Here is a 13564-nt window from a genome sequence, read left to right on the forward strand (position 1 = left end):
CCGGTCACTCAGTCACCCTGTCAACCTCTGCTTCAACGCTGTGCAGCAAGCCCGCCTTAGCCAGATTGGCCAGCAACTGTGCCACGTCACGCGTTACCTGCAGCAGCGACGCCCCTTCGAAGAACGCCACGAGCGTCTCACTCAATTCCTGCAGGTTCATCGGCTCATGCTGCAATAGAGCCCATACTGCGCGGCTGGTCGCGTTCATTCGATGAATATCACCCCCGTTCTGGCCAATCACGAACAGCTCATCGCCCAGCGACCACTCGAAGGCCGCCGGGCTGGTGTGCCAGTAGCGGGCGTCGTCCAAGGGCAGCGCCGGTACCTCCGCCCGTTCAGCACTTGCCACCGATTGCCCCTGCTGCCGATCTGCAGAGAACGGCTGACCCTCCCAGCACTGTGCCAGCCACAGGGCTGCCTCATAAGCATCCGAGTATCGCAGCAGAAAGCACGGTAGCCGCTGCAGTAGCGGCAGGAAGCGATCCATCAGCGCCTGATCCGACTCGTGCTCGGCAAAGTTCTGTTGCAACAACTGCCACAGGCCATCGCCGGGCTGCAGGCGTGTCAGTTGGGGGGCCGTCAACGTGGAGTCTCGGTCGATGAGCAGCACGGCCCCCAGCGGGGAGCGGTCGCCATGGGCTGCCAGTTGGGAACTCGACAAGTTCAGATAACCGTAACGGTCGTCGAAAGGACCAAGATGGCAGGCCACGAAGTGCTGAAAATCTACCGACAAGGCCTCCGGGACCGGTAACCGCAAACGCGGCGCCACGCCAAGCGCGATGCCTTCACCGTCAGGAGTGAGCGCCAGCACATCATCCCCGAATACACGGCAGCCTGCGGCAGCAAATGCCGAGGTCAAGGTACTTTTTCCAGCACGGTGGGCATCGGGAAAAATCACCAGCTGCCCGTTGAGCTCCACCGAGCCACAGTGCAAGCCCACCAGCTCAGGGTGGCGATGCAGGAACGCCCCGGCCAAATCGGCGACGACGCTACAGGCAGTGCCGACATCAGTGTCCAACAAGACACCTTGGGGCAGCGCGGGAGCTTCCTGCCAGTAGCCGTCGGGGTGCTGCCAAACGCAGATTTCGGGGATTTCCGGCAACGCCGAGCAGCGTTCGATGGGCCAGCCTGGCATCGCCTGCTGCAACACGGGCAAGAGCTCCTCCGCCTCTACCAGGCGCAGGCAGGGGCCAATACTGGTCAGATGGTAGTCGTGCTCATTAGGGATGGCCATGACCGGTTACCACCTGGGCAGCACGCGACTAAGGCGGATTTCGATGACGCCATCACGCTCCCAGCGGGATCGATGCGGGCGTGAATAGCCAGCCCGGCGACGATCATAGGGACGGTAGTAACGCTCATCACGATGGGCATGATGCTTGTGCCGAGGGCGTGAATAGCTGGGCCGCGAGTAGCTGGGCCGCGAGTAGCTGTGACGTGAGCGGCGACCACGCGCTTCTGCCTGTCCCATCGACAGGAACGTAGGGGCGACATAAAGCGCTGCGGCACCCAGCCCAAGGCTGGCCAGTACCTGGCGGCGCGAGCGGCGCTTCTGCAACACCTCTTCGGTTTCATGGGACATGGTGGTTCTCCTCGTCAAGATGATCTTCAAGTTAACGAACACTGTTTCTCAAATTACTCTAGCCAAGGCGACCCACCGACACCAGATACCCATACCGACTTCCCCATTGTTTACTCTTTTTTACCTTTCAGGGTTGATCTTGCCCAGCATTGGTGGACACCAATCCAAGCGATCATTCGAGCCTCGAAGGCCCGCCCATGGACCGTGCTCACCAGACCATGGGCATCACCGATGCTCACTTCAACCGAGTAGTAGAGTGTTTGAACGAGGCCATGATGGAGGAAGGGATACCGCTAGCCGCACGTAACGACATGCTGGGCCGCCTGGCCCCCATGTATGCCGACGTCATGCGCCTGCAGTCATCTGCCAGCCATCACGTCCGGCGGTCTTGACCTGGTACAGGGCTTTATCCGCCGCTTCGTAGGCACCGGCAAAGGCCGTTGCCATGGCAATGAAACGCGTGGCGCCAACGCTAAGCGTCACGCGCTTTTTATCCGGGTGAGCGGGATGCGGGTACTCGGCCGCATCGAGCGCCGCCTGAAGCGCTTCGCACTGCTGTGCCAGTACGCTATTGGAAGGGCACGGTAGCAACGCCGCAAACTCATCGCCTCCCAATCGATAAAGCTGGGCCGTCAGCCCCAGCGCCTGCTCGATCATGCTTGCCAGTTGGCGCAACAGTCGGTCGCCCTGAGGATGCCCCAGCGCATCGTTGTACTGCTTGAAAAAATCGATGTCGATCAGGATCAGTCCCAGCGACTCACCCTCGCGACTCACCACGTCCTGATGCAGTGCACTGCGATTTCCGACCCCCGTGAGCGGGTCGCGCATGGCGCGGGCCATCCAGTCCAGCTTTTCGGCAGTGGCGTGTTCCGTCTGACGCAGCTGCCGCTCATGCATCGCCCAAAACACCAGGCCCAGCACGAAGATCAGCAGACTGGAGTAGGTCAATACCTGGTTGTGGCGTCGGGTGCTTTCGGAAAAGTCATTGATGACGCTACCGCGCAGATCCAGCTGGTGCATTTCAATGCGCGTCAAACAGTCCACGACGATGAACAGCGCATGAGCCGCATCGATGGGTTCGATCTGCTGTTGTTCCAGGCGTTCGGTCATCTCGTCGACCAGTGCCAAGCTGGGCAGGGTACAGGAGTAGTTCTGACGGTATACACTGACATCGAAAAGCCCATAGGCGAGATCCAGCGCATGGTTGGCCTCGCTGATGTCCAGCGGAGACGTCGCCACCAGCAGCGACTCTTGGGCGCTCTGCACGTAGCCTCTCGCCCGAGTCGCCAGCTGCTGCCCGGTCAGGCTGCCGGTTTGACTGAAGTAGGCCTGGATTTCCGGGTAGACCCAACGAGACTCATAGACGATCAATACCATCAAGCCCATGAAACTCATCAAGCTCAAGGAGAGCCACGTTATGTAGCGAGGGCGACGTTTGGGATCTCCTGGTGGCGCTGCACTCACCACTGCACCTCGATGCTGCGAATCATCCAGACCCAGTCGTTAAACTCACGCAGGTTTTCGGTATCACGGCCAGAGTATTCACGCTCCACCAGACGCACCGGGCCCCGGGAGCGCAGCGTCAGCGGCTCACCATCTTCCACGGTGACCAGATACCAGACCGGATTGTCCCAGCCCCCCAGGCTCACTTCGTAATCGTCCCAGGCCGTGAAATGCAGCTGCGGAGGCACCGCACCAAAGTGCTCCACCAGAAACTCACGGAATGGGATCCCACGCATTTCCACATCACGCCCCTGATAGGGGTCATAAACGGTAAAGGTGGTATTGGGCTGCTCACGCAAGTCACTGATGGCGATTTTCTGGGTGGTATCCCCATTGATCAGGTTCAACGCCTGTGCCTGAGCCAGAGCCGGAGCACACAGGGCCAAGAGCAGTCCAAACACCATCGTGTGGAAGCATTTCAAGGGAGTGAGAGGCGTTACAGCAGTACGTGGCAGCACAGTGTTCATGGCCGATCGGTTCCTGGTAAGGGGATGCGTTCAATGAAGGACACTTTACCAGAGCATCAGGCCAAAACCCTTCAACGGCTGTCAACTAATTTACCACAGGCATAAAAAAAGTAAGCCCAGTGGTAAACAAAAGGAAGTTTACACTTACCATGTAAACCCCCTCCCCTGACGACTGCTACAGCCTGCTGGATCAAGGCTTCTTGCGTTCATCCTTGCGTAGATGATCACGCACCACGAAGCCAACCCAGCCCACCATAAACGCGATCACCAATGCGACAGTTACCAAGCCGAAAATGACTGCATCGTCCCAGTACATGATGTTCCCCTCCCGCCGTGATGTATGAGGCCATCGTACGGGTTTCGAGCAGGGGAAAACTGACCTGGGTCAACCTTTGAAAACCACCGCACTATGGGGCGTCGCGAACTTGATATAGGTCAGTTTTAGAGCACTTTGCGGTCTTCGACCTTGCTGTGCTCGGTACCCGGCGGCAGCGGATGGCCTTTGGCCAATTCGGCGCGGGTCGCCTCGCGCACGTCCAGCAGCGTCACGTGGTAGCGCAGCGTGTGTCCGGCCAGCGGGTGATTGGTATCCACGGTCACGCTATCGCCCTCGACACTCAGTACGGTGACGATCTGCGGACCGGCCTCGCCTTCGGTTTGAAAACGGCTGCCCGGTGCAAGCTCCGCGCTGCCAAACGATGCTCGGCTCACCTCTTGCACCAGCGCTTCATTGCGAACGCCATAAGCGTCTGCCGGGGTCAAGGTGACCCGCAGCTCATCGCCAGCAGAGCGCCCTTCCAGGTCACGCTCCAGGCCAGGCAGAATATTATCGTGGCCATGCAGGTACTCCAGGGGCTGTTCACGCGCGCGGGAGTCGTCCAGCACACGGGTACTGCCATCGCTGAGCACGTCGCTGAGGACATAATGCAAAGTGACGACCTGATGGGCGGTAATCGACATGGAAAACTCCTCTCCGGTAAGCTGTCGGCTTGATAGGATGTCGGGCCCAGTTTACCACCGACCGGTTTTTAGCGGGCCTTGCGGCCTGGTTTTCTTTTGGAGCGAAACACCCCATGCCCACCCCTACCCCCCAGCGTAGCTGGCTGGCGGCACTTGCCATTTATCTCAAGGCGCCGGTCATCACCATGCTGTTTCTTGGTTTTTCCGCTGGCCTGCCCTTTTTGCTGGTATTTTCGACTCTCTCGGCGTGGCTACGCAGCGATGGCGTGGAAGTCGCCGCCATTGGCTTCTTCGCCTGGATCGGCATGCTCTACTCCATCAAGTTCTTCTGGGCGCCGGTGGTCGACCGGCTGGCCCTGCCGCTATTGACCCGCACCTTCGGGCAGCGTAGAGGCTGGATGCTGCTGGCACAGGGGATGATTGCCGCAGGGCTGGTGGGGCTGGCCGGGCTCGACCCAGTAAACAACCTGGGCTGGGTAGCGGCCTTTGCGCTGCTGGTGGCGTTTGGCTCGGCCACTCAGGACATCGCTATCGATGCTTACCGGATCGAATCGGCCAACGACGACCTTCAGGCGGCCATGGCCTCGACCTATATCATTGGCTATCGCGGGGGACTCATCGCGGCGGGGGCCGGCGCGCTTTACGTGGCGTCGGCCTTTTCCTGGAGCGCCGCCTACCTGAGCATGGCGGCGCTGGTGGGGATCGGGGTGCTGACGGTATTGATTCGCCCAGAGCCCCTGCGCGCATCACTGAGCGTGCAGCTGATCCATGAGCCCAGGGTGCGCGCCTTCCTCCGCGCCAGCCGCGGCCAACCCAGAACGTTTCGGCGCATCACCGCCTGGGCGATTGGGGCCATCGTCTGTCCGTTCACCGATTTCTTTCGCCGCTACGGGGTGAAGGCACTGGGTATTCTGGTGTTCATTGGCATGTTTCGGATCAGTGATTTGGCCATGGGCTCCATGGCCAACCCGCTGTACATCGACCTCGGGTTCTCACTGGGCACCATCGCCAGCGTCACCAACATTTTCGGCATCGCCATGAGCATTACCGGTGGTTTGCTGGGAGGGTTACTGGTGGCCCGCTACGGCATTGGCCCAGTGCTGATTCTCGGCGCGGCGGCCGCCACGCTGACCAACCTGCTGTTTGCCGTGCTGGCGTTGATCGGTAACCAGGTGCCGATGCTGGTCATCACCATTATTGGTGACAACTTGGCCAATGGCCTGGCCAGCGCAGTGTTCATTGCGTTTCTTTCCAGCCTCACCTCACGGGCCTATACCGCCACCCAGTATGCGCTGTTCTCATCCTTGATGACGCTGCCAGGCAAATTCCTGAGCGGCTTTGGCGGTCTGGTGGTCACGGCGCAGGGCTACGCCACCTTCTTCGTGGTTGCCACCCTGCTGGGCCTGCCCGCCATCCTGCTGGCCATCTGGATCAGCCGCGACAAGCAGCTGGTGCCCACGCCCAATATCGCTTCCCGCTAGCGGTGGCGCTCCAGCCAGGCCAGTGCGCCTGGCGTGGTGCGCCACTGGTCACGCATCAGGGTGCGGTACTGCCAGGCTTCCGCACGGGAGCCTGGGTCTACCTGGCCATCCGGATGGGGCATGGAGGGGCGCGGGTTTTCCGCGCAGATCAATTCCAGCGCATAGCGGCTGTGGGCCATCACATCGGCCAGCGCCGCTTCTGCGGCTTCCTGTTGGCCCAGGCGATAAAGCGCCAGTGTGCGTCCCATCAAGAGTCCCAGCACCAGCGAGCCGTCGTCCTTTTGCGGCTCGTTGGTCAACGCCAGAGCCTCCTCGTTGCGGTCATCGCGCAGCAACTGGTCCAGCACCAGTTCACGCAGCCCAAGGCTATCCTCCTGGTCGATGGCCAGCAGCTCTTCGGCCAGCTCACGAGAGTGCTGGCGCGCGCCCCGCTCCATGCCCACTACCAGCGCCAAGCCGGTGCGCAGCAGCATGGCATTGTCAGCATCGTCCCAGCACAGGCTGCCTTCACCAGCGGCCCGAGCCTGCTCCAGCCAGCGCGAGAGGCGCAGCGCCAGAGGCTCCAGCAGGCTGGGTGCCATCCACGGCAGGCTGCCAAAGCGGCTGGTCAGCGCCAGCGTCAAATCCTGCACGACCTGAGGGGCATCCAGCCACTCGGGGTGGGCGCACAGCTCGGACATCCAGTCGATGGCGTTGACCCAGGGGTCTTCCCGAAAACCCAGCGCCACCTCTTCGTCCACCAGCACCTGGAACTGCTCATGCCAGGCGGCAAACAGCGTCTCTTCACGGGCGGTGGTGGTGTACAGCAAACGACCCCGCTCATCGTCACGGGTAAGGGTCAACAGCGGCGCGGTGGGCAGCGCAGCCAGCAGCGCCTGCAGGGCCACCAGCGGCGTGGCCATGTCCTCTTCGGCGCTCAATAGCTGGTCGGCCAGGGTGGCCCCAGGGTTATCGGCCAGGGCGGCGAGAAAATCGAGCTGCTCGTCATCCAGCCCGCCCTGGCGTGCCAGGCGACGATACCAGAAATCGGCTCGTTCCTTGGCCTCTTGCTCATGGCCTTCGTGGAGCAGCAGCATGGCTTCGATATAGGCCAGCGTCGGCGAGTCGGGCAGCGCCTGCTGGGCTTTGACAAAGGCCCCGCGAGCGCTGTCGAGATCGTCGTTATCCAGGTGCATGAGGCATAGCCGCTCGAGGGCCACGCCGCGCAAGAACAGCGGCCCCCGCTCCATCACTTCGTCCAGCAGGTCGGCGCGTTTGCGGGTGAACCCGCGCTCCTGGTAGATATCGAGCAGAATTTCGAAGGCGGGCTCGGCCTGTTCGGGCAGCCGCGACCAGTCGCTGCCATCGAACAGCGACTCCAGTATCTGCATGGCGCGGCCGGTCTGGCCACTTTCTGCCGCGATCAGCCCGGCTTCCAGCAGCGCCTGGGGCGGTGCCTGCTGGCTCTCCAGGGCAGCCTTGAGGGTGGCGCCTTTCCACTCGCGCAGCGAGAGCATCCACATCATCTGCTCGGGAATGTCGGTAGGGAAGCTGACCCGGTAGCAGCACTGCTTGTACTTGCGGCCCGAATCACACCAGCAGGGCTCGTTGCGCCCGGGGGTGGCCAGCGGCTCGCTGGCGAAATTCAGCCGCTCCAGCGGCGTCTGCGACCATAAAATGGGCGCCAGCGCCTGCGCAGTCGCCACGTTATCGTTGAAGGATGCAGCGCCTTCGGCACGCACCCAGGTCATGAAATCCGGGTAGTGCTCCTGCTGCCTGATGGCCGAGAGTGCCCCAGAGGCAAATCCCAGCAGTTGATCGACCCATACCGCCAGCATTGCCGTCTCCACTGTCTTCAATACGCGTTTTCAAAGCGCCGTAGTCTAGCATGGCTGACCACGCTGCCGCAGCGACAATCGCTCAGGGAGAATGCCCCCTCAGGGCGTGCGCGCCCAGGCCAACAGTGGCTGCGTGCGCTCATGCATGTCGAGGCGCGCCTTCAGCCTTACCAGATTCCAGTAATGGCCGTTCAGGGCTCGGGAAAGCAGCAACGTATCCGCTGGCGGTTGCAGCCGGTCCATGGCTGCCCATACCTTGGGCGTCAGCTCACGCAGTCGGCGGTGTACACGCACATCGCTGAAGTCCTGCTGGCCGGGCGCAAACAGCGGCGTGATGCACTCTGCCGACTCCTTGTAGAGCGCCAGCGGAGCGCCCTGCCCCTGGCGTCCGCCCATCTTCATCAGCGCATCGTCCATGGCCATGGGGTCCTGTGCCAGGGTGGCATCCAGAAGCTGCATCATGGCTTTCAGGCGCGCTTCCGGCACCGGGATCACGGCGCCCAGATCATAAATCACCAGCCTGCCCTGCTCGTCGCAGGCAAAGTTGCCTGCGTGGGGGTCGGCATGCAGCTCGCGGTAGGTGAACAGCTCTTCGGTGATCCAGTCGGCCAGCGCCACGGCTATCTGCTGGCGGGTAGCATCGTCGACGCTCTCCAGCTCACGCAGCGGCGTTCCGCCCACGTAGCGCATGGCCAGCACATGCTGCCCGGAAAGCTCGAACAACGGCTCGGGGATCACCAGCGCCGGGTTGCTCAGGTAGCGCTCGCGATAGCGCGCCAGCGCCTGGGCCTCGGCGTGATAATCCAGCTCGTCACGCAGGCCTGCCGCCAACTCCTCGAACAGCGCATCCAGCCGTGCCTGGGGCACCTTGAACCAGCGGCCCAGGGCCATGATCCGCTTGACCTGCTTCAGGTCGCTTTCCAGCACCTCGGCAAGCCCGGGGTACTGCACCTTGAGCACCACGGTTTCACCGTCATGGGTCACGGCCTTGTGCACCTGGCCCATGGAGGCGCTGGCGAACGGGCGTTCTTCGATGCTTTGAAAGTGCTTGTCGATATCGCCGTACTGCAACACCAACGCCTCGCGAATTTTGGGCCACGGCATCGGCTCTGCCTGACGCTGCAGGCGCGCCAGCTCGTTGGCCAGCTCTGGCGGCAACAAATCGTCCCACTGCGACATGATCTGCGCCAGCTTCATGGCCGGGCCTTTCAACTCGGAAAGCCCCTCGAACAGCGCTTCGCCCAGTGCCTGCCAATCTGCCTGGCCGCCCAGCCGAGTCTTCAGCAGGGCACCGCCGGTGCGGGCACCCAGCCCCAGTAAACGTCGTGTTCTGCCGCGTTCGCGCATGGAGATCGCCTTTTCGGATGCTTTTGAGCCAGCTTACTCAATCAGCTAATTTTATACAAAAACTATACGCAAAAAATCATCGTCGCATGTCCGCGACACCTGTATACATTTTCATGTATCAGGACTCTAACCCGTTGGCCACTTCTGCTACCATGCCCTTTCGTTCTTCACTGCCTCCAGGATCACACCCCATGCGCTTGATTATCGCCGAGAAACCCAGCCTGGCGCGGGCCATTGCCGATGCCCTGCCCGGCGGCCAACGCCAGGACGGAGCGATTGTATGCGGCGATACCATCGTGACCTGGTGCCTGGGCCACCTGCTGGAGCAAGCCCCACCGGAGGCCTACGACCCGGCCGACAAGCAGTGGCGGTTGGACAGGCTGCCCATCGTGCCCCGGCAGTGGCAGCTGGCTCCGCGCCCCAAGGCACGTGGCCAGCTGGCGGTGATTCGCAAACTGATCAAGCAAGCCACCAGCGTGGTGCACGCGGGCGACCCGGACCGCGAAGGCCAACTGCTGGTACAGGAAGTGATCGAACACCTGAAATATCGTGGCCCGGTACAGCGGCTGCTGGTCAGTGACCTCAACCGACCCGCCGTCAGCCGCGCCCTGGCCAGCCTGCGGCCGAACAGCGAGTTCCAGCCGCTGTTCGAAGCGGCCCAGGCACGCGCTCGCGCCGACTGGCTGTACGGCATCAACCTGACCCGCGCCTGGACCCTCACCGGCCGCCAGGCAGGCCACGACGGCGTGCTTTCCGTGGGCCGTGTGCAAACCCCGGTACTCGGGCTCATCGTGCGGCGCGACAACGCCATTCGTGATTTTGTGCCCCACCCCTTTTACCCGCTGTGGGTGGACCTTCAGGTGGCCCAGGGCCAGCTGCGCGCCTGGTGGGCACCCAAAGAGCACCAGCCCCTGGATGAACAAGGGCGCTTGATTGACCGCACCCCCGCCGATGCCTTGGCCGCTCAACTGCCCGGCGCACGCGGCACGCTCACCACATTAGACCAGCAGGAGAAGCGCCAGGCCTCGCCGCTGCCCTACTCGCTCTCTGCGCTGCAAGTAGATGCCGCCCGTCGTCATGGCCTCTCTGCACAGATGGTGCTGGATATTTGCCAGCGGTTGTATGAGCAGCACAAGCTGATTACCTACCCCCGCTCCGACTGCCGCTACCTGCCCGAGGAGCATTTGCCGCTGGCCAGACAAACCCTGACCAGCGCCTGCCAGCACGACGACACCCTGCGCGGGTGGCTCCAGGGAGCCGACTTTACCCTGCGTTCAAAAGCTTGGAATGACAAACAGGTAGGGGCGCACCACGCCCTGGCCCCCACCGGCAAGCCCGCCGATTTCAGCCAGCTTTCCGCCACCGAAGGGCATGTGTTTCGACTGATCGTGCGCAACGTCATGGCACAGTTCTATCGCCCGCTGCGCACCTTCGAGGTCAAAGCCGAGTTCACCCTGTTGAACGAAGCCTTCCGCGCGCGGGGACAGAGCATTCTCGACCCCGGCTGGAAACCGCTGTTCACCACCCGAGAAGAGGCCCCGCCGCTACCACCACTGACCCAAGGCGAGGCCTGTCAGGCCCTCGGTGCAGGTGTGGAAGAGAAAGAGACCCGACCGCCAGAACCCTTCACCGACGCCAGCCTGATCAAGGCAATGATGAACATTGGCCGCTACGTGGACGACCCGGAAGTGCGCCGCACCCTGCGCGACACCGACGGCCTGGGCACCGAAGCCACCCGAGCCGGCATCATCGAAACCCTGGTGCAGCGCGGCTACCTGGTACGCCAGCAAAAAGCCCTGCGCGCCTCACAGCTTGGCGTCGCCCTCATCGCCGCCCTGCCCAGCGCCGTCAGCACTCCCGAACGCACCGCTCTCTGGGAGCAGCGCCTGCGCGCGATCTCCGAACGCCAGGACGACCCCAACGCCTTCCAACACGCCCTGCTGGAAGACTTGCACACCCTGCTGCGCCAAAGCGATGCCAGCAAACTGCGCCACAGCCTGCAAACCGCCCAAGGCGAAGCCGCAGGCCCCGCCAAACGCAGCGGAACCAGCAAAAAGAGCTACGCACGGCGCAAGAGTACCGGCAGCAAGACGGGCAGCAAGAAAAGTACGGGGAGCCGCAGTAGCACGGCGGGGAAGCGAGTGCGCTCAAGGCGGACTGACTAAATCGGCAACATTCGATTGATGAGCTCGCAAAAAGCCATGATCACCACGTCTCATCCGTACCTGGTGGCCCCACATCCATCGGCGTATCCGGGGCGATGTCTACCACGCCTTGCACGCGCTTGAGCCGCTGTACGGTAGCGTCATCGGCGGCGCCGGTAATACAGCCGATCTCCTCCAGCACCTCGCGGACGGTAAGCCCTTCGGCGCTGAGACGCGTGGCGATGTCATGGATGGGCTGATCGCTGGAGATCGTGATCAGCCAAAGCGTTACCGTTGCCATTGAAGGTATCTCCCGAAAATCAATGCCACACGTGTTGATGGGCATGCGCTGGACGGCCGGAGAAGACCGCCAGCGCACCACGCCGCCTAAGGGGCTTGTACCAGCCCCGCGCCTACCTGCTCTTGCGATAGCGGCAAAGGCCGGGCAGAGGCTATTAACTGATCCCACAGTTTTCGGCCTCGCAATGAAGCATCCGACTGGGCCCAAAGGGCCGCACACCCCGCCACGTGCGGAGTCGCCATGCTGGTACCGCTGATGGCCTTGTGACAGGTCGGCCGAGGCCAGGCAGACAACACGTCGCGCCCGGGGGCAGCCAGCTCGATCTTGCCATGATTGGAGAAGCTGGACACCGACAGGTTGGGGTCCAGGGAAGCCACCGACATCACCGTGGGCGAGTTCGCCGGGGCGCCGGTGGGCAGGGTTGAATTGCCCGCCGCTGCCATCACCAGGCAGTCGTTGCGTAGCGCTGCCGCACCGGCATGGGTGTAGGCGGCCTGTACCGGGCTCTGGCTGCCCAGTGACATGGAGATCACTTCACAGCGATTGGCAATCGCCCAGTTCAAACCTGCCAACACGCCTGCGCCCGTACTGCTGCCCGAGTTGGTCAACACTTTACCCACCAGTACCTGGGCATCGAAGGCAACCCCGTAACGGGGGGTATCACCGCAGGGAGACGTCGGGCCGCAGGCGGTTCCAATACAGTGTGTACCATGCCCATTGAGGTCCTGCACCGGCTCGCCGACAAAGCTGCGCGAGACAAATTCACGGCCCGCAAACTCCGGGTGGCCAAGGTCCATCCCGGTATCCAGCACGGCGACCTTGATACCTGCCCCACTCCATTGGCTGGCGGGTACTCGGCAACGGGCCAACCCCCCAGGTGGTGGTGCGGCCCTCTTGTTCTGGCTTTTCGACGGCATTTTCCATCTCCAGCTCCACCCCCATGTCACGGGCAATGGTGGTCGCGGCACGCAGAAAACCGCGCAAGTACTCCGAGTTTTCCAAAAAGGCAAAATATTCGGGCTCGATGATCTCGATGGGGCTATTCACCGCGAGCTTGTCCAGTACGTCCATGCCATGGTGCTGCAAGGCATCGCCCCCCACCAGGGCTACGGCCAGCTCTGGAAATACCAGCGCCTCGGCGTCACCGGTTTCGTCCAGGCTGACCGCTTGCTCGCTGAAATCGCGCGCGTCGGCAATACGGAAGTTAAGGGCTTGCAGCGCCTTGATGCCCTCTTCCACTTGGCCGTCTCGATAGCTGATCAAGTAGCGCCCTGTTTCCAGGCAGCTGCCGCCCCGCTCCAACGCCGCCAGCAGCAGCTCGGTCTTGCACGAAACGGTGGCTATCGAAGCGTCACCCTGTCCATTTGGTCGTTTGGTCATCCTGCACCTCTTTACGCTTGGCACTCTGCATGATCGCCCTTTCTCCAGCAGACGCCTGCCCTGGCAGGCCCTTTGGCGAAACGGCGTACGTACCCCTCAGCCTAACGCACCTCGCGTTCCCCGCCAGCACGATTGCAACGCATTACGGGCTAGGGCAGGCCCCTGCAAACCTCAGCCCCGCTGGCGGGCAACGGGCCGCACCACCCACCAGCTGGCCAGCACCAGGCTACCGAACAGAGTATATACCGCCACGAACACCCACTCCGGTGCCGTGTAGTAGAGCAGCCGCTGGAGCCAGTGTTGAATGAAGGAACCGGCGTAAGTGGCTGAACCGGCTTCGGCACGCAGCGCCATTTCCAGGGTGGTGAGCGGGCAGACGGCTCCTAGCCACGCTTGCACGACCACATAACCAATGGCGCCTAGATGAACAAGCCGAAACCAGCGGTGGCGTACCCAGTGCCAGCCCAGCAGGCCGCCCAGGTAGATAGCCAGTAGCCCCAGCACCACGAAGGCCACGAACAGCACATGCAACAGCAGCACGGCATCGGCCAGTAACAGCAGGAGCGATGAGGGCATGGGCGT

Annotated in this window: 15 protein-coding genes; 3 read left to right on the plus strand and 12 right to left on the minus strand. The window is 62.4% G+C overall.

The annotated features are described in order from the left end of the window. Positions 1–4: 4 nt before the first annotated feature. Complete coding sequence (locus RVM27_RS01480) at positions 5–1234, minus strand: PqqD family protein (protein ID WP_287804335.1); 1230 nt, start codon at positions 1232–1234, stop codon at positions 5–7. Positions 1235–1240: 6 nt separating this feature from the next. Beyond that, entirely contained in the window at positions 1241–1582 is a 342-nt protein-coding gene (locus RVM27_RS01485; protein WP_287804333.1) for a hypothetical protein, read from the minus strand. Between the two features lie 197 nt (positions 1583–1779). Between RVM27_RS01485 and RVM27_RS01490 the strand changes: the two genes are divergently transcribed. Beyond that, on the plus strand, positions 1780–1974 hold the full coding sequence (locus RVM27_RS01490; RefSeq protein ID WP_498957212.1) for a globin family protein: 195 nt from the start codon (positions 1780–1782) through the stop codon (positions 1972–1974). Here the strand turns inward: RVM27_RS01490 and RVM27_RS01495 are convergent. The 4 genes from RVM27_RS01495 to RVM27_RS01510 form a co-directional block, all read right to left on the minus strand. Next, positions 1928–2977, minus strand: coding sequence for a GGDEF domain-containing protein (locus tag RVM27_RS01495; RefSeq protein WP_498957738.1), 1050 nt, complete (start codon positions 2975–2977; stop codon positions 1928–1930). The genes RVM27_RS01490 and RVM27_RS01495 overlap by 47 nt on opposite strands. A gap of 65 nt (positions 2978–3042) precedes the next feature. Beyond that, positions 3043–3552 (minus strand): hypothetical protein, encoded by a 510-nt coding sequence (locus tag RVM27_RS01500; RefSeq protein ID WP_498957213.1) that lies wholly within the window; start codon positions 3550–3552, stop codon positions 3043–3045. 190 nt (positions 3553–3742) lie between these two features. Further along, positions 3743–3868, minus strand: a complete 126-nt coding sequence (gene ccoM / locus RVM27_RS01505; protein ID WP_016913649.1) for a cytochrome c oxidase subunit CcoM — start codon at positions 3866–3868, stop codon at positions 3743–3745. Between the two features lie 125 nt (positions 3869–3993). Continuing rightward, positions 3994–4512 carry an FKBP-type peptidyl-prolyl cis-trans isomerase gene (locus RVM27_RS01510; RefSeq protein ID WP_016913647.1) on the minus strand — a complete coding sequence of 173 codons (519 nt, stop codon included), beginning with the start codon at positions 4510–4512 and terminating at the stop codon, positions 3994–3996. Positions 4513–4625: 113 nt separating this feature from the next. Here RVM27_RS01510 and RVM27_RS01515 point away from each other — a divergent pair, with 113 nt between their 5' ends. Further along, positions 4626–5993: an AmpG family muropeptide MFS transporter gene (locus RVM27_RS01515; RefSeq protein ID WP_287808376.1), complete on the plus strand. Its 1368-nt coding sequence runs from the start codon at positions 4626–4628 to the stop codon at positions 5991–5993. Here the strand turns inward: RVM27_RS01515 and RVM27_RS01520 are convergent. Further along, positions 5990–7810 carry an SEC-C metal-binding domain-containing protein gene (locus RVM27_RS01520; protein WP_287808377.1) on the minus strand — a complete coding sequence of 607 codons (1821 nt, stop codon included), beginning with the start codon at positions 7808–7810 and terminating at the stop codon, positions 5990–5992. The genes RVM27_RS01515 and RVM27_RS01520 overlap by 4 nt on opposite strands. A gap of 99 nt (positions 7811–7909) precedes the next feature. Next, positions 7910–9157, minus strand: coding sequence for an ABC1 kinase family protein (locus RVM27_RS01525; protein WP_287808379.1), 1248 nt, complete (start codon positions 9155–9157; stop codon positions 7910–7912). A 191-nt stretch (positions 9158–9348) separates the two neighbouring features. On the opposite strand from RVM27_RS01525, the gene RVM27_RS01530 reads away from it, so the two are divergent. Next, complete coding sequence (locus tag RVM27_RS01530) at positions 9349–11322, plus strand: DNA topoisomerase III (protein WP_287808381.1); 1974 nt, start codon at positions 9349–9351, stop codon at positions 11320–11322. A 40-nt stretch (positions 11323–11362) separates the two neighbouring features. Here RVM27_RS01530 and RVM27_RS01535 read toward each other — a convergent pair whose 3' ends face one another. The 4 genes from RVM27_RS01535 to RVM27_RS01550 all read right to left on the minus strand — a co-directional run bounded on the left by RVM27_RS01535 (position 11363) and on the right by RVM27_RS01550 (position 13558). Continuing rightward, entirely contained in the window at positions 11363–11602 is a 240-nt protein-coding gene (locus tag RVM27_RS01535; protein WP_498941288.1) for a hypothetical protein, read from the minus strand. 86 nt (positions 11603–11688) lie between these two features. After that, the gene (locus tag RVM27_RS01540) at positions 11689–12399 is read right to left on the minus strand and encodes a S8 family serine peptidase (protein WP_287808384.1); all 711 of its coding nucleotides are present in this window, start codon (positions 12397–12399) and stop codon (positions 11689–11691) included. Beyond that, positions 12365–12982 (minus strand): hypothetical protein, encoded by a 618-nt coding sequence (locus RVM27_RS01545; RefSeq protein WP_287808385.1) that lies wholly within the window; start codon positions 12980–12982, stop codon positions 12365–12367. Before RVM27_RS01545 ends, RVM27_RS01540 begins: the two co-directional genes overlap by 35 nt. Positions 12983–13153: 171 nt before the next feature. Beyond that, on the minus strand, positions 13154–13558 hold the full coding sequence (locus tag RVM27_RS01550) for a DUF2784 domain-containing protein (RefSeq protein WP_287808386.1): 405 nt from the start codon (positions 13556–13558) through the stop codon (positions 13154–13156). Positions 13559–13564: the final 6 nt, after the last annotated feature.

The organism is Halomonas sp. KM007 (genome assembly GCF_050709225.1).
GTDB classification, from domain to species: domain Bacteria; phylum Pseudomonadota; class Gammaproteobacteria; order Pseudomonadales; family Halomonadaceae; genus Vreelandella; species Vreelandella hamiltonii.

What these genes read in the sequence shown, in the direction of transcription:
- RVM27_RS01510 (WP_016913647.1), bottom strand. Translation starts at nt 4,512, where the DNA reads ATGTCGATTACCGCCCATCAGGTCGTCACTTTGCATTATGTCCTCAGC.
- RVM27_RS01545 (WP_287808385.1), bottom strand. Translation starts at nt 12,982, where the DNA reads ATGACCAAACGACCAAATGGACAGGGTGACGCTTCGATAGCCACCGTT.
- ccoM (WP_016913649.1), bottom strand. Translation starts at nt 3,868, where the DNA reads ATGTACTGGGACGATGCAGTCATTTTCGGCTTGGTAACTGTCGCATTG.
- RVM27_RS01490 (WP_498957212.1), top strand. Translation starts at nt 1,780, where the DNA reads ATGGACCGTGCTCACCAGACCATGGGCATCACCGATGCTCACTTCAAC.
- RVM27_RS01540 (WP_287808384.1), bottom strand. Translation starts at nt 12,399, where the DNA reads ATGGACCTTGGCCACCCGGAGTTTGCGGGCCGTGAATTTGTCTCGCGC.
- RVM27_RS01520 (WP_287808377.1), bottom strand. Translation starts at nt 7,810, where the DNA reads ATGCTGGCGGTATGGGTCGATCAACTGCTGGGATTTGCCTCTGGGGCA.
- RVM27_RS01515 (WP_287808376.1), top strand. Translation starts at nt 4,626, where the DNA reads ATGCCCACCCCTACCCCCCAGCGTAGCTGGCTGGCGGCACTTGCCATT.
- RVM27_RS01550 (WP_287808386.1), bottom strand. Translation starts at nt 13,558, where the DNA reads ATGCCCTCATCGCTCCTGCTGTTACTGGCCGATGCCGTGCTGCTGTTG.
- RVM27_RS01525 (WP_287808379.1), bottom strand. Translation starts at nt 9,157, where the DNA reads ATGCGCGAACGCGGCAGAACACGACGTTTACTGGGGCTGGGTGCCCGC.
- RVM27_RS01500 (WP_498957213.1), bottom strand. Translation starts at nt 3,552, where the DNA reads ATGAACACTGTGCTGCCACGTACTGCTGTAACGCCTCTCACTCCCTTG.
- RVM27_RS01530 (WP_287808381.1), top strand. Translation starts at nt 9,349, where the DNA reads ATGCGCTTGATTATCGCCGAGAAACCCAGCCTGGCGCGGGCCATTGCC.
- RVM27_RS01480 (WP_287804335.1), bottom strand. Translation starts at nt 1,234, where the DNA reads ATGGCCATCCCTAATGAGCACGACTACCATCTGACCAGTATTGGCCCC.
- RVM27_RS01495 (WP_498957738.1), bottom strand. Translation starts at nt 2,977, where the DNA reads ATGAGTTTCATGGGCTTGATGGTATTGATCGTCTATGAGTCTCGTTGG.
- RVM27_RS01535 (WP_498941288.1), bottom strand. Translation starts at nt 11,602, where the DNA reads ATGGCAACGGTAACGCTTTGGCTGATCACGATCTCCAGCGATCAGCCC.
- RVM27_RS01485 (WP_287804333.1), bottom strand. Translation starts at nt 1,582, where the DNA reads ATGTCCCATGAAACCGAAGAGGTGTTGCAGAAGCGCCGCTCGCGCCGC.